At 44.3% G+C, this 18,925-nt stretch carries 13 protein-coding genes; 6 read left to right on the top strand and 7 right to left on the bottom strand.

Annotation, left to right across the window (positions count from 1 at the left end):
- Positions 1–192: 192 nt before the first annotated feature.
- The 3 genes from P5674_RS02715 to P5674_RS02705 form a co-directional block, all read right to left on the bottom strand.
- Positions 193–1,488, bottom strand: a complete 1,296-nt coding sequence (locus tag P5674_RS02715; protein WP_152088592.1) for a dihydrolipoamide acetyltransferase family protein — start codon at positions 1,486–1,488, stop codon at positions 193–195.
- Between the two features lie 190 nt (positions 1,489–1,678).
- Positions 1,679–2,128: a YlqD family protein gene (locus P5674_RS02710; protein WP_006616496.1), complete on the bottom strand. Its 450-nt coding sequence runs from the start codon at positions 2,126–2,128 to the stop codon at positions 1,679–1,681.
- Positions 2,129–2,341: 213 nt separating this feature from the next.
- Positions 2,342–4,285, bottom strand: coding sequence for an AMP-dependent synthetase/ligase (locus P5674_RS02705; protein ID WP_006616497.1), 1,944 nt, complete (start codon positions 4,283–4,285; stop codon positions 2,342–2,344).
- Positions 4,286–4,541: 256 nt separating this feature from the next.
- Between P5674_RS02705 and P5674_RS02700 the strand changes: the two genes are divergently transcribed.
- Complete coding sequence (locus tag P5674_RS02700; RefSeq protein WP_152088593.1) at positions 4,542–5,720, top strand: hypothetical protein; 1,179 nt, start codon at positions 4,542–4,544, stop codon at positions 5,718–5,720.
- 77 nt (positions 5,721–5,797) lie between these two features.
- Here P5674_RS02700 and P5674_RS02695 read toward each other — a convergent pair whose 3' ends face one another.
- A complete protein-coding gene (locus P5674_RS02695; RefSeq protein ID WP_152088594.1) occupies positions 5,798–7,759 on the bottom strand; it encodes an SBBP repeat-containing protein in 1,962 nt (653 codons plus the stop codon).
- 560 nt (positions 7,760–8,319) lie between these two features.
- Between P5674_RS02695 and bicA (P5674_RS02690) the strand changes: the two genes are divergently transcribed.
- The 4 genes from bicA (P5674_RS02690) to P5674_RS02675 all read left to right on the top strand — a co-directional run bounded on the left by bicA (P5674_RS02690) (position 8,320) and on the right by P5674_RS02675 (position 15,037).
- On the top strand, positions 8,320–9,993 hold the full coding sequence (bicA, locus tag P5674_RS02690; RefSeq protein ID WP_014274492.1) for a bicarbonate transporter BicA: 1,674 nt from the start codon (positions 8,320–8,322) through the stop codon (positions 9,991–9,993).
- 313 nt (positions 9,994–10,306) lie between these two features.
- Positions 10,307–12,037, top strand: coding sequence for a bicarbonate transporter BicA (bicA, locus tag P5674_RS02685; protein WP_014274493.1), 1,731 nt, complete (start codon positions 10,307–10,309; stop codon positions 12,035–12,037).
- 59 nt (positions 12,038–12,096) lie between these two features.
- Complete coding sequence (locus P5674_RS02680) at positions 12,097–12,999, top strand: carbohydrate ABC transporter permease (RefSeq protein ID WP_006617347.1); 903 nt, start codon at positions 12,097–12,099, stop codon at positions 12,997–12,999.
- A gap of 412 nt (positions 13,000–13,411) precedes the next feature.
- Entirely contained in the window at positions 13,412–15,037 is a 1,626-nt protein-coding gene (locus P5674_RS02675) for an S-layer homology domain-containing protein (protein WP_014274495.1), read from the top strand.
- Between the two features lie 72 nt (positions 15,038–15,109).
- Here P5674_RS02675 and P5674_RS02670 read toward each other — a convergent pair whose 3' ends face one another.
- The 3 genes from P5674_RS02670 to P5674_RS02660 are packed head-to-tail and all read right to left on the bottom strand — an operon-like array spanning position 15,110 to position 17,532.
- The gene (locus P5674_RS02670) at positions 15,110–15,712 is read right to left on the bottom strand and encodes a TIGR04282 family arsenosugar biosynthesis glycosyltransferase (protein ID WP_014274496.1); all 603 of its coding nucleotides are present in this window, start codon (positions 15,710–15,712) and stop codon (positions 15,110–15,112) included.
- Positions 15,713–15,724: 12 nt separating this feature from the next.
- Entirely contained in the window at positions 15,725–17,053 is a 1,329-nt protein-coding gene (gene guaD / locus P5674_RS02665; RefSeq protein ID WP_014274497.1) for a guanine deaminase, read from the bottom strand.
- 2 nt (positions 17,054–17,055) lie between these two features.
- Entirely contained in the window at positions 17,056–17,532 is a 477-nt protein-coding gene (locus P5674_RS02660) for an NINE protein (RefSeq protein WP_006617351.1), read from the bottom strand.
- Between the two features lie 270 nt (positions 17,533–17,802).
- On the opposite strand from P5674_RS02660, the gene acsF reads away from it, so the two are divergent.
- Complete coding sequence (gene acsF / locus P5674_RS02655) at positions 17,803–18,879, top strand: magnesium-protoporphyrin IX monomethyl ester (oxidative) cyclase (RefSeq protein WP_014274498.1); 1,077 nt, start codon at positions 17,803–17,805, stop codon at positions 18,877–18,879.
- Positions 18,880–18,925: the final 46 nt, after the last annotated feature.

Here is an 18,925-nt window from a genome sequence, read left to right as displayed (position 1 = left end):
TTGACCAGGTAATGATTCAGTGTGACGCACCCTACTTTTTTGGCTGGTGCGTCACATCATCACATTGGTGGTTTGACCAGGTAATGATCCGGTGTGACGCACCCTACTTTTTTGGCTGGTGCGTCACGTCATCACATTGGTGGTTTGACCAGGTAATGATTCAGTGTGACACACCCAACATCAGATGGGTTTCTACAGGGTTAATGATTGAGGGTTAGTTTCAATCAGTTGGGCGAGATATTGCAGGAAAGCTGCGGCATCTGCGCCGTAGATGATACGGTGATCGCAAGTAATGTTAACCTGCATTTGCCGTTTAATTCCCATCATGCCATCATCGGTGGCGACCACGGTGGGACGAGAGGCACCGATCGCCAAAATTGAGCCCTGACCGGGAGGCAAAATAGCATCAAAGCGATCGACCCCAAACATCCCCAAGTTAGAGAGAGTAAAAGTTCCGCTGCTGTATTCTTGGGGTTGTAATTGTTTACTGCGGGCGCGGGCGACTAAATCTTTCCAAGTGCGAGAGAGGGAATAAATATCAATCTGATCAGCATTGGAGAGTACGGGAGTAATTAACCCCCCGTCCGGCATCGCTACTGCTACAGCAATATTAATGCCTTTATTGTACTGAATACCAGAGTCCACATAACTGGCATTGACAATAGGATATTTCTGTATAGCGATCGCCACAGCCTTAGCCAGCAAAGCCGTCATTGTCACACCCTTGGACTTAACCTGCTTATAGAGTTTATCCAAGTTGTCGGTAGTGATAGTGTAGCCCACATGGAAAGTAGGAACCTGCAAACTCACCAACATATTGCGGACTACCGCATTTTGTAGAGTATTCATCGCCACAACCTCTCCCAAGGGAACCGGGGCTGGTGCGGGGGTAGGAATGGTAGAAATAGGTGATGGAGTCGCAACAGGGGAAACAGTAGGTTGAGGTGCAACCGTAGGAGTCTGAGCCCTTCCCGTAGCCGCTTCCACATCCTCCGCCACAATGCGACCGTGGGGGCCAGTACCCTGGAGATTATTTAAGTCTACATTAAGTTGTTTCGCCAATTTGCGAGCGCGAGGAGAAGCCACAATGCGACCATTACGACGGCTAGGCGTACTATCTATCGCAACCGTCGCCGCCACCGGTTCTGGGGTCGCTACAGAGGGGGTAGGGGTAGCTTTTGGTGGTGGGGTAGTGGTGCTGGTGGTAGCGGTGGCGGTGGCTTGTTTTTTCGCCTCCTCAATTTCCGCTTCTGTTTCGGCAATGAGGGCGATCGTTTGACCGACCCCAGCGGTTCCCCCTTCAGGAACAATAATCGTAGCTAAAAAGCCTTCATAAAAGGCTTCTACGTCCATATCAGCCTTATCGGATTCTACAATCAGGACGGTTTCCCCTTTCCCGACGCGATCGCCTGGGGATTTTTGCCACGATACAATTTTACCCTCTGTCATAGTCGAACTGAGGGCGGGCATAAACACTTCGTGAATCATAATAGCCTCCTATTAGCTTGGAAAACCCGGCATAAAAATACCGGGGAGGAAAAGCCAGCCATCAATTTTAGCGGCTAGTCAACCTATTTATATCCATGTTTCCCCATTTTAAAATAGGATGGGATAAAATAGGCAATCATTAATGATTGATGGGCTAGAGCCTGCAGAGGGCCTGCCGCCGTTCAGTTAATTAAATATCACCGCGTATTTCCTCAACCACACCATCTCGCAGGAGAATTTCTACCTGCATTTTACTGATTAAGTTATCGCCCTTTTCCACAGTAAATACACTTTCAATTTGACCTTGGCTGACTTCCTGTTCTAGTTCCAAAGTTTGCAATTGCTGAAGTTGTTGGAGGATCTGATTTTTCTGATCAAGAAGTTTACTTTTTTGTTCATTCACCTGATTTTGGATATTCTCAATTTGAGTCAAAGCCTCTGGACCAGGAGGTTGTAGGCTTTGTTTTTTGAGTTCCCCAATCATGTGTTGTCCTTGCATTTCCAGTTGTTGAAGCTGACTATCAAGCTGATTAATTTGAGCTTGTAGCTGTTGTTGTGCTTCTTCTTTCCAGCGAGGGGTAACCACTGCTTTCACGTTGATAGGACGTTTGAGAAGCAGTTGATTTTTAGAAATCTCCATGTATAGTGTCCTGTAGTTTTCACCAATTCAGTAATCGAGAGTCAGGGGGTGTTTTAGACAGTCTAAACCACGAAATAATCATAACGATCGCCAATAACTTATGTTCAGAAGTTGACAAGAGTTAGGCGATCGCAACCCAGCAGAAGTTATCTTAGTTGCCTAAAGGCCATCAAGCCGGCCATGGTTGAGGCAATATTTAACTGCTGACCCCGTTTAATACATCTCGTCAATCATATCGCGGTAACGTTCCATTACAACCGGGCGCTTGATTTTCAAAGTCTGAGTCAGTAGGCCATTATCAATAGTAAAGGGTTCCAAAATCAACCTAAACGGACCAATGCGATCATCAGGTCGGAAACTAGGGCGGTTTTTCACCTGTAGGGTCAACTCCTGACGAAACAGACTTTGTATAGGTTGACTATCGATAGCGATCGCATTTTCAGCCTCCCCCTGTTGTTCTTCCCCAGGTACTTGCAGACCCAAACCCTGCCCACTAGCCCACTGTTTCAGCGCATCCAAATTAGGCACAATTAGCGCTCCCAGGGACTTCTGGTCTTGACCAACCAAAACAATTTGGTCAATATACGGACTACGAACACAAGCATCCTCAATCGGTTGAGGTTCGATATTCTCCCCATTAGTTAACACAATCGTATCTTTAGCCCGTCCCGTCAACACCAAATCCTTCTGAGGAGTCAGCCAACCGAGGTCTCCCGTATCAAACCACCCCTCCGGGTCAATAGCCTTATCAGTGGCTTCAGGATTTTGAAAATAGCCCCTCATCACCTGGGGACCCCGCGCCAAAACCAACCCCTTATGTCCCGGTTCATAGGTTTGGCGAGTCTCCGGGTCAATAATCCTAATTTCCGTTTCAGGGATAGGTCGCCCCGCAGAACCCCGTAAATTATGGCCAGGTCGTCGCGCCGTCAAAACCGGAGCAGTTTCCGTCAACCCATAACCCACTAACAGGTCAATTCCCACAATTTCATAGAAATTTTCCAAGTGCATGGCTAGGGACCCACCACCACTAATAGCAAACTTGAGTTTTCCCCCCACAGCCTGGCGCACCTTCTGATAAATCAATTTATCCCCCAAAGCGTGAACAGGAGTTAACACGATAGTTTGCAATTTAGCCAAAGCTGTCGATGAGTTATTGTTACTCTCTTGTCCGGGAATTGTCAATTTTTGTACAATGCGGCGGGCTTCAATATAGCGGTTGCTCATTCCAAAGAAGAAATTAACCAACTTTTGCCGGGTGGCGGGTCCATCACGAAACTGCTTCTGCGCCGCCTCATAAATCGATTCCCAAATGCGAGGAACACTAACCATGTACTGAGGCTTAAACTCCTGCAAATCCTGCTTAAAATAGCGGATATTAGTGTAAATCACCATCGTTCCCCGGGACAGAAAATAATATTGTCCACTCCGCCCCAAACTATGCCAAGTCGGCAGAATACTCAGGACAATTTCCCCCGGTTGTGGCGCAATCACATCAGCAATAGTAATCAGTTGGTGCAAAAAATTCCGGTGAGTTAACATCACCCCCTTGGGTTTCCCCGTCGTCCCAGAGGTATAAAGCAGAGTCGCTAAATCTTCCAGTTTCGTAGTGGGGGGATTTAACAAAGTCATATCCTCACCCTTAGTCATCAGTTGACTAAAATTGACAATCGGTATACTGAGGCTATCCTCTGCAGTTATGTCTTCATCAGACAGCAACACCACAAACCGAATCGGCAAATCTTGGATCGCCTTTTCTAACTTGTGGAGTAGGGCTAGGTTATCTACCACTAACCCGGTACTCCCACTATTTTGGAGAATATAGGCGAGTTCTTGGGGGTCGGCGGTCGCACCTCTCACCACATTAGCAGCCCCGGCGGTGAGAATACCTTGATCAGCAATCATCCACCGGGGACTATCATCAGCAAATAAGGCGACCCGACTAGGTAAGTCCTCGGCGGGTTCAACTCCTAATTGTTGCAGTCCGGCGGCAAATTGTTGGATCTGAGTCCACAGGTCGCTATAGGTGATTTGCACTTCTGGCTGACTGTGGGGGTTAAATAGGGCGACTTGTTGCGGGATCTGTTGGGCGAGAATTGGCCAAATTTCGGGCAAGGATTGAACAGATTGATACTGGGCGGTTAGGTTAGAGTTATCCATCATAAGTTAATTGGGTCTGTAGTTATGTTATTGGGCGATCGCTATCTTTATCGTCCTTAGCAGCATATATTTCGATTATGGTATCCTTATGTAATCACTAAAGATACCCAAGGGGACAGATATATAATTGTCCCTAGGACAGTTAAAACCCAATTTTAGATAAAATTTGTTAATCATAGAAACGGCGATCGGTTCAAACAATCGCATAATATTAATCGATATAGGTTGATCCAATGGGTCGGGAGGATATAAAGGGATGGTTCAGGAAATCCAACGTCAAAACTCTGATGTCAATTTAGCAGAACAAGTACCAATGGAACCATTGGCGATCGATGTTCATGCCGATCAGTTCATTGATGACATCTTTCAGGATATCGATCGCAGTCTCAGTGGTATAACTAAGCTGCCTAAAGACCCTGTACAGCCGGAGTTTGTCTCTCTACAATCTATTAAGGTTCCTCAGATTATTCTGCCTTCGGTGGAAACTGAGGCTGATAGTGAGGTGGCTATTTCCGCAGAAACTCAACTGCGCGATGCCAACGCCGATCGCTCTCATTCCTTTGATAGAATTCTATTAGCCGCCGCCTGTGCTTCCCTGGTTGTTACTTTGTCCCTGTGGATGGCAACTAGAGGCGGTCTAGGGCGACTGTTTGCCCCCGCACCCGTAGCCGTAGATCCTCAATTGAGCCAACAAAGCCAGGCAGATGCTAAATTTGTCAATTATTTACAGCGATCGCTTGAAGCCATTAGCCGCAACAAAGCTGGCGCTACTCAACCAGGTATGGCTCAAGGCATCCCCGGCGCTCCCCCAATGATGGAACTCCCTACCCTAGCAATTCCTGACACTCCAGCCCCAGCCCCAGCCCCTGATACCGCCGCCCTCGCTAATACCAATAATTTAATTGCTGCCATTAACCGAGTCGCTGAGGCAGTTCAAGAAGCCTCTAATCAGACCGCAGCCTTATCTAATCAAGTCATGGCTAGTCTGCAAGCCCAAAATCAGCAAAATCAACAACCAGCACCACAGCCACAGGCTACTACCCCAGGGGGTCAAGCATCGGGGGTAGTTCCTGAAACCACCGCCTCTAGTTCTCCGGCTCCCACCACCACCGAGGAAACCACCGCCTCTACTCCCGTCAGCATTCCTGACCCTCCAGCAATTCCTACCCCCCCCACTGCGCCTCCTGAAGAAACGGCCGCCGTGTCACCAGATACTACTACTTCCCCCGCTGCTGCTATTCATACCTTAGTCGGGATTTTGGAATTAGGCGATCGTTCCGCCGCCTTATTTGAAGTAAATGGAGTAGCGCGCCGTATTTATGTCGGTGAAAGTATTGCAGCCAGCGGCTGGAGTTTATCATCAGTTGCTAACCAGGAAGCCGTCATTCGTCGCAATGGAGAAGTCCGCAGTATCGTTGTCGGCGAGAGATTTTGAACCCAAAACCTCTCCAAATATGCAGGCGGGTATATTGTCGTTATTTGACACCATATAACCCGCCTTTTATTTTTCATTCAAGCAAACCGGAAGATATTACTATCTTCTAAATTAACATTTGTTACCCCCTCTAAAATACTCACCATTTGGTCAGTTCCCCTTTCATAAATAGCTGTAGCATTAGTTAATCCCTGTGGGAAATTACCCAGATAATAATTACTCGCATTTCCCGGTAAAATAATTAAATCTTGATTAATTTGGAAGTCAGCCACCACACTATAGCCATCCCCTGGAAATAACATGAAGATATCATTACCTTCTCCCCCTCGCAGAGTATCTATCCCCTGTGTTCCAGCATAGAGAATATCATTACCTTTATCACCCCACAACTCATTATTACCATTACCAGCCACCAAGGTATCATTACCCTGACCTCCAAACAGGAAATTATTGCCATGTTCTCCCCATAAAAAATCATCACCTTTAAAACCTAGCAATATTTCATCCGACATACTACCGGCAATGAAATCAGCATTGTCAGTACCAAAAAACTGATTAGGGAATCCTGGTAAAGGTTCCGTGATTGGGTTCAAATCATCAGGGTTAATCGGTTCCGGGTCAGATTCTATGGGGTTATTAGTCTCAAATTTGATCACATAAACATCATGATTTTCTCCAGAAATTAGGTCAAAATTACCATTACCATTGACATCAATACCGCCCTTAAATTCACCAATCACATAAATATTGCCAGCATTATCAATAGCAATACCATTTCCATAGTCGTTATCAATGCCGCCAATATTGGTAGCCCAAACTAAACCCCCATCACCATTAAATTGGGCAATATAAGCATCCAATTCACCCTCGGAAACTAGGTCAATAATACCATTATTATTAATGTCTAAACCTTCTACAAAAGTCCCCGCTACATACACAGAATCATCGGGATCTACAGCCAGACCATAGCCAAAATTACCACCCAGAGACTCCGCCCAAACTAAACCGCCATCACTATTAAATTTAACAAGATAAGCACCATAATCTAAACCGGGAAGTGGGATAAAAAAGTGACCAGCAACATAAACATTGCTATCACTATCTATAGTCATCCCATAGCCAAATTCAAATATCTGATCTACTGGCAGACTTTCCGCCCAAACTAAACCACCATCACCATCAAATTTGACAATATAAGCACCTCCTAAACCCGGTTGAGAAACTAGGTCAAAATTACCATCACCGTTGATGTCTATGCTACCTTGAAAATCCCCAAGACTATAGATATTGCCATCACTATCTACAGCGATACCATAGTTATAATCCGAATTAGATCCGCCAATACTTTGCGCCCAAACTAAACCCCCATCACTGTTGAATTTAGCTATATAGCTATCAACATTTCCAAAAGTTCCCGCCGAAACTAGGTCAAAATTACCGTCGCCATTGATGTCTGCACTACCGTTAAATACACCACTAACATGGACATTTTCATCAACATCAACAGCGATCGCATAGGTATGAGAATAATCCCCACCAATAGTTTCTGCCCAAACTAAACTCCCGTCCTGATTAAATTTAATGATAAAACTACTGATTCCCTCCTCAGAAACTAGGTCAAAATTGCCGTCACCATTGATGTCTATGCTACCTCCAAAACTTCCGGTAGCATAGATATTGCCATTGGGATCAACAGTAATAGCATAGCCATTAGCAGAGTCACTATTACTTCCCCCAATAGTTTCCGTCCAAACTAGACTGCCAGCCTGATTAAATTTCACAATAAACCCACTAATTCCGTCCTCAGAAATTAGATCAAAATTGCCGTCATCATTGATGTCTATGCTACCTTGAAACCAACCAGTAACATAAACATTACCATCATGATCAACCGCAATATCTGCACCACCATCCCAACCACTTCCCCCTATACTGTTTGCCCAAGCGAAATCAAAGGGAACCCCTGCCACAGTCGGGTCAGACCCTTCGCGGTCTGTGACTCCAGAGTTTTCCATATAGTTGCTGGTGTGGTTATTCATGATTTTTTACCAGTTAGATTATATGTTTGATATATTTATTGATTATTATACATGATAAAATTGTCGGATATTTTTTTGCCTTTTCTTTAGATTTGGCTATAGGTTTATTAACATTTATGTTGAGATTAATTAAGTCTTCTTTCAAGATTGACCCCCCTCCGGTATAATCCCCCGGTGACTGTGAGAGGAAACTCAAACAGGAATAGTTATCAAAGGGGACTCAATACCTAAGTCGCAAAGCTGCTGCTTGTAGAGCCAATTAACTTGATTCACAAAACTGGATTGGGGGTAGATTGTTTAGAGTAATGTGCGGAAAATTATGATTTAATTATACAGAGTAAACCAGGGTTAGGGACTCGTTTTGCTGAGGTCCATCTGGGGGAAAATTGACCTCACATTCAGCATGGAGTCATCGGTAGCACCAGCGCCCAAATCTTGATAAGCAGCAAGACCCCAGTTTTATGGTTCCTTTAATTGCACGATTGCCTCAGTTAAATTAACTTAGATTTAGCTGAATTTTCACGGTTTAGCATCATCATAAAAACAAGGATATTTGGTTTATGCAGATTATTAATACCATACATTTTCGTAATCTCAAAGGCGACCTTTTTGGTGGTTTAACCGCCGCCGTCGTCGCCTTGCCTATGGCCCTAGCCTTCGGAATCGCCTCTGGTGCCGGGGCTTCCGCTGGTTTATGGGGCGCAATATTAATCGGATTTTTTGCTTCCTTATTTGGCGGAACTCCTAGCCTAATTTCTGAACCCACAGGCCCCATGACCGTTATTATCACAGCAGTAATAGCCGAATTAATGGCTAAGAACCCCGAAAACGGTTTAGCTATGGCTTTTACCGTCGTGATGCTCGCGGGTATCTTTCAAATTATCTTTGGGGTCTTAAAATTAGGTAAGTATATTACCATGCTGCCCTATAACGTGATTTCCGGGTTTATGACCGGAATTGGCGTGATTCTGATTTTTCTACAAATAGCCCCCTTCCTGGGTCAAGCCACCCCTTCTGGTGGCGTAATTGGTGTCATCAGAAATTTTCCTGAGATTATTTCTAATATTAATCCTTGGGAAACTTTTTTAGGGTTAATTACTTTAGCTATTCTGTTGTTTTACCCAGCCAATCTCAAAAAAGTTGTACCTCCTCAACTCGTCGCTTTAGTCATTGGCACAATCATTTCCTTGGTCGTATTTAGTGGCGTAGAAATTCGGACAATTTCCACCATTGGTGAAATTACCCCCGGTTTCCCTCAACCGCAAATGCCCACATTTACCCAACAAGATTTGCGGTTAATGTTTGTCAATGGTATGATCTTAGGAATGGTCGGTTCTATTGATTGTCTGTTAACTTGTTTAGTATCAGATAGTCTCACCCGCACCGAACATAACTCCAATAAAGAATTAATCGGTCAGGGTACAGCCAATTTAATTACTGGTTTGTGCGGTGGTATTCCTGGTTCAGGAGCCACCACAGCCACAGTCGTCAGTATTTACGCCGGAGGACGCACCGCCTTAGCTGGCATTACTCGCGCTGTGGTATTGTTAATTGTCGTCTTATGGGCAGCACCTTTAACCTCTGGTATTCCTTTATCAGTTTTGGCAGCCATTGTCCTCAAAGTCGGTATTAATATCATTGATTGGGGATTTTTAAAACGGGTTCACCAAATTTCTTGGAAAGCAGCCGGCATTGTTTATGGTGTAGTTCTCCTCACCGTATTTGTTGATTTAATGGTAGCTGTCGCTGTCGGTGTCTTTATTGCCAATATCTTGACTATTGAACGCCTGAATGAGTTTCAGTCTCAGTCTGTTAAAGCCATTACTGATGCCGATGACCAAATTGTTTTAACTCCTCAAGAAAAGGAAATTTTAGACTTTGCCAATGGCCGGGTTTTGCTGTTCCATTTGAGTGGGCCGATGATTTTTGGGGTGGCGAAAGCTATTTCCCGAGAACATCAGGCTATTAATAATTATGATGTGTTGATTGTTGATTTAAGTGAAGTGCCAATTTTGGGGGTGACTTCTTCTTTGGCTATTGAAAGTTCCATTAAAGAGGCAATTGATGCCGGTCGTGATGTGATTGTAGTTGGTGCGACTGGTAAGGTGAAATCCAGGTTAGAAAAATTGGGAATTGCTGGGTTAATTCCTGGTAATTATTGGATGGGCGATCGCCTAACAGCACTTAAAGAAGGTTTAGCGATCGTTAAGCAAAAACAGCCCAGCATCACATAACCCGATCACTCCTAGGGTGCTGTAGTGCCAGTCAGACCCAATTTTCTGGTGCGTCAGTAATCAATTATTGGGTATTAATTCCAATTTTCTGTATCTGACGCACCCTACAAGCCAACACACCCGGCCCCCCGTACCGAGCCTAAAGCACTGAAACACCCTATAAGCTAGTCAGGGGTAGCTGTATCAGAAAAAATTAAGAAAATATGTAGACAAATATTTATTTTAGCTATATGATTCATCACAATCTATGAATAATAGCCTGTTTATAGATGAATAGCGATAAATACCTGGTTGTTAACTGTTTTCCCTGATTATGCAACTCCTGAATCATATTCACTTTAGAAACGTTCGGGGCGATATATTTGGTGGCATGACTGCCGCCATCATCGCCCTGCCGATGGCCCTAGCCTTTGGTGTGGCTTCCGGTGCTGGTCCTGCTGCTGGCTTATATGGAGCCGTCCTAGTTGGTTTTTTTGCCGCTCTGTTTGGGGGAACCCCAACCCTCATTTCTGAGCCTACCGGTCCCATGACCGTGGTTATGACTGCTGTTATTGCTAGCCTCACCGCTGCTAATCCTGACAACGGCATGGCCATGGCTTTTACCGTGGTGATGATGGCAGGAATTGTCCAAATTGTATTTGGTTTTCTGCGTCTGGGTAAATATGTCACCCTCATGCCCTATACAGTTATCTCTGGCTTTATGTCCGGGATTGGTATAATTCTCGTAGTTCTGCAAATTGGGCCTTTTTTGGGGCAGGCTCCCCCCAGAGGCGGTGTCATTGGTACTATTCAAAATATCCCATCACTGCTGACTAATATTAGCCCCTCTGAAACTATCTTGGGTTTCATCACCATAGCCATTCTGGTGTTTATGCCCAGTAAGCTAAAACGCTTAGTTCCTCCTCAGTTATTAGCCTTGGTTGCGGTTACAATATTTTCCTTAATTGCTTTTCCTGATATTGATATTCGTCGAATTGGTGAAATTCCTACCGGTCTTCCCTCTCTGCAAGTTCCTACATTTAGTGCAGGGCAAATTCAGACCATGTTCATTGATTCCTTGGTATTGGGGATGTTGGGCTGTATTGATGCTCTCCTCACCTCTGTGATTTCTGACAGTCTCACCCGCTATCAACACGACTCTGATAAAGAATTGATTGGTCAAGGATTAGGAAACCTCGCTTCTGGCTTGTTTGGCGGTATTCCTGGGGCGGGAGCTACTATGGGAACAGTCGTTAATATTCAAGCTGGCGGTCGCACGGCTTTATCCGGTCTCACCCGTTCAATTATTCTGTTAGTTGTGGTGCTGTGGGCGGCTCCTTTAACTCAAAGTATCCCTATGGCGGTTTTGGCTGGTATTGCCTTAAAAGTTGGTGTTGATATCATCGATTGGGGCTTCTTGAAACGTGCCCACAAGGTATCTGTGAAAGCTGCCTTGATTATGTATGGGGTGATTGGTTTAACTGTTTTTGTTGACTTGATTATGGCTGTTGGTTTGGGGCTGTTTGTGGCTAATATCCTCACTATTCAGCGCCTCACAGATTTACGTTCTAAGGATGTTAAAGCTATTACTGATGCTGATGATAACATTGTTCTGAGTGCTGATGAAAAAGCATTGCTCAAGCAGGCTAATGGTCGCATTCTACTTTTCCACCTTAGCGGTCCGATGATTTTTGGTGTATCCAAAGCGATCGCCCGTGAACACGCCGTTATTGGTGCTTATGATGTTCTCATTTTAGATTTGAGTGATGTGCCTCTGTTGGGCGTAACTTCTTCTCTCGCCTTGGAAAATGCTATTAAAGAAGCTATTGATCTCGGTCGTCATGTTTTCATTGTCGGCGCTTCTGGACAGTGTAAACAGCGCTTACAGAAGTTGGGAGTTTTTGAAATTATCACTCCCGATCATTTGGTCATGGATAGAATGCAAGCTCTACAGACTGCAGTGGCTATGGTTCGTTCCTCTACTGGTAATATTCCAGAGGTTGCCGAAGTTAATTATCCTCATGGTTCTTCCATTATTCCCGATGATTTGACCATCAATAATTGAACCCTACCCCCAAACCGGGTTTCTCTCCAGGAACTCGGTTTTACCTATTACCTATTATCATGCGATCGCGACTTAATATCACACCCTATTTATTTTTATTACCCGCATTACTAATTTTAAGCCTTACCGTATTTTGGCCGTCCTTACAGGCCTTTTATCTCAGCTTTTTTGATTATGACTTAATTCGAGAACCTCGGTGGGTAGGCTGGGGTAATTTTCACAGACTTTGGCAAGATCAAGTATTTTGGCAAACCCTAAAAAACACCGGACTTTATATAATCGTAGTCGTTCCTATTTTAGCGATCGCACCCTTGGGGTTAGCCATTTTAGTCAATCAAAAACTCCGTGGTATTCACTGGTTTAGAACTGCCTATTATGTGCCAGTTATCATTTCCATGGTCGTAGCCGGACTAGCTTGGAAATGGTTATATGCAGAAAATGGATTACTTAATCAACTTCTCCAATATTTTACCTCATTTTTGCTCCCCTCATCTACTCAATTCCGTATTCCCTGGCTAACCGATCCTAATTTAGCCTTATTTTCAGTTATGGCAGTTACCATTTGGAAAGGGTTAGGTTATTATATGGTAATTTATCTCGCTGGCTTACAATCTATCCCCGCCGAACTTTACGAAGCCGCGAGTTTAGACGGTTCCGACGGGTGGCAAAGTCATTGGGATATAACCTTACCTTTAATGACACCCTATATAGTTTTAGTCTCGATAATTTCTGCCATTTCTGCTACCAAAGTCTTTGAAGAAGTTTATATCATGACTCAGGGCGGCCCTTTAAACAGCTCTAAAACCATTGTTTATTATCTCTATGAAAGAGCCTTTCAAAACTTAGATATTGGTTATGCCTGCACCATTGGATTAGTGCTATTTGGGATAGTTTTTAGTTTATCCTTACTACGGTTAATTATTGACCGTTTAACAGGTGGTAAAAACCAGGCCACTTGGTGAAATCATCCCCCAGCAGTAGGGACCGACCCCCCGCCATAATTCATACTTCACCCTAATTTTTTGCTAAATTCCTGAAACTAAGCCATAATAGAAGTAGGTGGAATTGCCCGTCAATATATAGGGTTAGGGTCAGCAGACCCAGGATAAATAATATCTTAACCACACTGAAAGGGGGATTCTTCAACCGTAGTACCAACAACGTAACTTAGGGTCAATAAGGAGAAATATCATCATGGCTGATCTCGACTGGCTGAGAATGTTAATCCCAGCGGTGTTTTATTTAGGCTGCATCTACTTACTGCTAGGTTGGATACCCGAAAACACGGAAAGTTAAAATTTTTCACACAAACAGCCAATTGTTAGACAAAATAGGGTAAGTAAATGGTGTGAGAGACGCAACAAATAACGAATTATGAAAACCAATCGATGGCATATCATACTTACCTTAGTCGCAGCGATCGCAGTTTTGATAACCCACCCATCCCAAACTAGCCCAGCTTTCCCTGTCGGGGAGGCTGGTTTTACAGATGTCCAAAACCATTGGGCGCAGCCTTGTATTAAGGAATTAGCCGATCGCCAAATTATCACCGGCTACAGTGACAATACCTTCCGCCCTAATAACCCCATTACCCGCGCTGAATTCGCCGCCCTGGTTAATCAAGCATTTCCGGCAGTACAACCCACCCGCCGCCGCCAGAATTTTGTCGATATACCCACAGATTTTTGGGCTTATGATGCCATTAATAGGGCGAGTCAAAAAGGGTTTTTATCAGGATATATCGGCAGCGTTTTTAATCCTCTGGTTAATATTCCTAGGGTGCAAGCCTTAGTAGCCATTAGTAATGGTTTAGGATTTAAGCCCCAGCAGTTATCTCCTGAACAATTGGGAGATGTTTTTCTCGATAGCGCCACCATTCCTGATTATGCTAAAGAGGCGATCGCCGCCGCCACCGAAAATTGGTTAGTCGTTAACTATCCTAATGTTAGACAATTGCAGCCTAACCGTCCGGCGACTAGGGCTGATGTCGCTACATTCATCTGTCAAACTATCACTAACTTTGGTGAAAATGCCTTAGTCCCCTCTCAGTATATTGCCCGCATTTCCGTAGATGATCAACCCTTGGCACAAATGCCACTGACCACCCCAGAAACCGAAGCAGTTACCGAGTCCGACCCCCCCGAAACCCCATCAATTACCCCTGATATTACCCTAAATAAACCCCCCGAAACCTCATCACCAGAACCTCAACAAATACCCGATTCTCCACCTCCTGAAAACCAATTATTTCAACCACAGGCTGAAGCCTTACCCCCACAAGAACCTATTGAAAAAAACATTGAATTTGATAATTTACTGGCAGAATTTGCTTTTAACCCTCGTCCTACTCCTAAATTTAGCTTGAAAATGACCCGGCGCGGAGAGGTTGTTTTAGATGATAAAATCCCAGAAGATATCCTCAAAAATTTAACATCTAGTAACTTGGATACAATTAGAGTTTTAGATATCCGCACCATCGATTTAGATGGAGATCGGGAACCTGAGTTAATTGTAGACCTCCAAAGTCGCGGTTATTACTCCCTTATTTATCATTATAGACCCTTAGCAAGGCAATATGGTATTATTCCTAAAAGTTGGGGTATTTGGCGCTATGATTTAACCGAAATAACTGATGATGGCTTACCAAGATTTGTGGGGTATGATTACCGATTTGCGCGGGAATTTAATCTACAATCTCAATCACAGGTTCCGATACAAGTTTGGGAATATCGCGGCGGACAATTGCACAATGTTACTGCTAATTATCCGGAATTTGTCACCCGTCGCCTCGCTCGCGTTTGGCGAGATATTGAACAGCGATACCGCCAAAATCAGGAGATTCGCGGGCTTCTGGCGGCTTATATGGCTAATCAATATTCCCTCGGTCAGGGAGAGTTGGGATGGCGGAAAGTGCGATCGCTTTTTGAGGACAGAAATATATCCGATTTGTTAGCAGATTTAACACAGTTTTTGCAAGATACCGGCTATATTCAATCCTAGCAAATTTCGCCTATTTCCTAGCTTAGGTTAATCTCAACTATATTAGCCTAGGCTACAACCCCTATAACCGGATTAACAGTTGCTGAGTTTTTCTAAGTCTTCCGGTCTGTCAATATCAGTCAAAACCGTTAAATTAGCAACCGCTATGTTAAGATGATGACAGATAGAAATAGTTTGTTTCCAGACTAATTCGGTTCCCCAATTCACTCCCTCAAATATTTCGGGGATAAACCTTGATAGTCCGATTAAATAATATCCGCCGTCCGTCGCGGGTCCTAGGACTATATCAAACTGCTGGAGTAGCTGGAAGGCTTGACTAAGTATATGGGAAGTTATGGCTGGACAGTCGGTTCCGATCATCACTACCGGGGTATATTTACGGTTAAATGCTGACTGGAATGCTTCCGACATTCTCTCGCCTAAATCTCCTCCTACTTGAGGATTATAACACAGATCATGCCCTAGCCAATCTTGCATTTTAACTAGGGTAGTTCCTGTGAATTTAATTTCTGTGGAAATTGGACGCAATTCCTGGAGTTTTTCCACTGTGGCGATCGCCTTTTCGGTCATTTGGCGATGTAGTTTCGCAGCGCCTTCAATACCCAGCGCCGGAATTAGTCGCGTTTTGGTTTGAGCGGGTTCTGGGTAACGGGTGAAAACAATTAAATGTTCCATAATTTGACAATTCTACCAGGTCATATAATCACGGTTACAATAGGCTAGGTTTCCCCCAATATAGGTAGCATCAATGCTGCGATCGTCCCCTAAAATCATCAGAGAAAATAGGATTTCGTTGAGTTTTTCCACTGATTCTATGCTATGCTGAGGGTGGCGGAATGCCATTAATGGTGTGGCTTGCCAATTTAATACAATAAAATCGGATTCTTTACCTACCTTAAAGTTGCCGATATATGAGTCTAAATGAATGGCTTTCGCACCACCTAGCGTGGCTAAATAAAAGGCTTGCAATGGCGACAGAGTTTGCTTTTGTAGTTGGGTGACTTTATAGGCGGCTGACATCGTTTTTAGCATGGAAAAACTGGTTCCCGCACCCACATCACTCCCTAAACCTACCGCTATTGGGTGCGCCGGTGATTTCGCCTCTTTCAGATTAAATAATCCACTACCAATGAACATATTGGAAGTTGGACAGAAGGCTATGGCTGAACCAGCTTCGGACAGACGTTTAAACTCGGAATTGCTTAGATAAATGCCATGGGCAAAAATTGAGCGATCGCCTACTAAACCCGCCTTTTCGTATACCTCCAAATAATCTTGACAATTAGGAAACAATTGGGAAACCGTCACTAATTCTTCTGGATTTTCTGATAAATGAGTATGAACATACACATCAGGAAATTCTCGTTTTAGTTGTCCGGCTACTTCCAACTGTTCTGGGGTCGAAGTTATCGCAAACCTTGGAGTAATTGTATAGCACAACCGACCGCGATTATGCCATTCTTTAATCAAATCTTTATTATTGTCATAGGCAGTTTCCGGGTTATCCAGCAGGGAGTTAGGCGCATTCCTATCCATCATCACCTGACCAGCGATCGCCCGAATATTACGACTTTGTGCCTCCTCAAAAAATACCCGAGTTGACTCTGGGAAAACCGTTGTCATTACCACCGCTGTAGTCGTGCCATTCCGCGCCAATTCATCAAAAAAGAACCCAGCCACCTCGCGGGCGTGTAATGGGTCTTTAAACCTTTGTTCACCCGGGAAAGCATATTTTTCTAACCACTGCAAAAGCTGTTCCCCATAGGAAGCAATAATCTCCGTTTGTGGATAGTGAACATGAGTATCAACAAATCCAGGTATAATCAATCTCTGGCTATAGTGGATAATCTCCACTTCTGGATAATCGGTTCGGATATTGTCATAGGAACCGAAAGCCTGAATTTTGCCATCATCAACAATTAATAAACCATCCTGAATATAGCGATAGCTATCCGTGGGAGACACCACAAACGCCTCATCAACAAAATCCAGAAAAGCGCCGCGAACTCCGTACATATTTACAACTCGTGGAAATCATAAATCACAATACCAGACTCCGGGTCATTGGTAATAGTAACATAACCCCTTTTGAACATATCATTTAAAACATTTTCCACCCGTTCAAAGTCCGCCCCAGTTGCCATTACTCCCTGAGTAACTGACAGTTTACCACCCCGCGCCGCCGCTGCCTGTAGTAATCTCATTCGCAGACGTTCCTGCAAGTCCCCAGTCACATTTAACGTCACCGGGTTACTGTGGGGAAGTGGGGAACCGTCCGGCGCAACTCCCAGCTTCGCCTGTGCTTTAGCATTACATTCCTCCACCATACTCGGAATCAAAAATACATCCACCAACTGGCCAACTCGGAACAGTCCCAAAGTACACATCCAAATTACACCCGTGACAATTTGGCCATTGTACAGGCGATGTAAACCACTGATGGGAGTAATCAAGCCGATCGCCCATAATATATAACTCGTGGTAATTTTTTTCACGATAACCTCCAAGTCCTGACATCAAGGGACTATAACCATGATCGCACATCTGAAATATCTTTGGTGCAGATCAGTGGGTGTAGCAATTCTTAACGGAATTGATTGTGCAGGCGACACCATTACTTGCTAGACTGGAATACGTTGCATATTAAACGCTTTTGATTGCAGCCCTCAACGGGTTGGTCATTTTAACTAAAGGGCGATGTACAGCCCATAGTAGCCCATCGCCCACACCAAGTCCCTGGCAATAATTAATAAAACACGAGCATTATGGTAGATTCCCTGAAAAAACCCACATTTGAGGAGATACGTCCTGGAGTTAAGGTTCCAGCTAAGGAAACCATCCTGACACCTCGTTTCTACACCACAGATTTTGAAGAGATGGAAAAAATGGACATCTCTGCTAATGAAGAGGAAATCAGGGCGATCTTGGAAGAGTTCCGCATTGACTACAATCGCCATCACTTTGTCCGTGACGAAGAATTTGAGCAGTCCTGGGACCACATTGATGGTGAAACTCGGAAAGTTTTTGTAGAATTTTTAGAGCGTTCCTGCACCGCCGAATTTTCTGGCTTCCTGCTTTATAAAGAACTCAGCCGTCGCCTTAAAGAAAAAAGCCCTGTATTGGCTGAGTGCTTCTTGCTCATGTCACGAGATGAAGCACGCCATGCCGGTTTCCTTAACAAAGCTCTATCCGATTTTAACTTATCTCTGGATCTGGGTTTTCTGACTAAAAGCCGTAAGTACACCTTCTTTAAACCCAAGTTTATCTTCTACGCTACCTATCTTTCTGAGAAGATTGGTTACTGGCGTTACATCAAAATCTATCGCCATTTAGAAGCTCATCCAGAAGACCGGATTTACCCGATTTTCCGTTTCTTTGAAAACTGGTGTCAGGATGAAAACCGCCACGGTGATTTCTTTGATGCCATGCTCAAGTCTCAACCTAGTCTGTTGAACGACTGGAAAGCTCGCCTATGGTGTCGCTTCTTCCTGCTGTCTGTATTCGCGACTATGTATCTAAACGACCTACAGCGTGCGGACTTCTATGCAGCTATTGGCTTGAATGCTCGCGATTATGACATCGAAGTAATCGAAAAAACTAACGAAACTGCTGGTCGGGTGTTCCCCATTGTCCTTAATGTCAATCACCCCAGTTTCTACCAACGTCTTGATCATTGTGTGAAGACTAATGAGAAACTAAGTGCGATCGCTAATTCTAACGCACCTGGTTTTGTCAAGTTCTTCCAAAAACTACCCCACTACATCTCTAATGGTTGGCAGTTCTTAAACCTGTATCTGCTCAAACCCATTAATGTAGAACCCACTCATGGTGTAGCTCGCTAATTGTCACTGACCCCCCCTCAATTATTTCTGAGGTGGGGGTCTCTCG

The sequence above is a fragment of the Limnospira sp. PMC 289.06 genome (genome assembly GCF_032350395.1).
Taxonomy (GTDB): Bacteria; Cyanobacteriota; Cyanobacteriia; order Cyanobacteriales; family Microcoleaceae; genus Limnospira; species Limnospira platensis.
The sequence above is the reverse complement of the archived record's forward strand: the minus strand, read 5'-3'. Positions and strand labels throughout refer to the sequence as shown.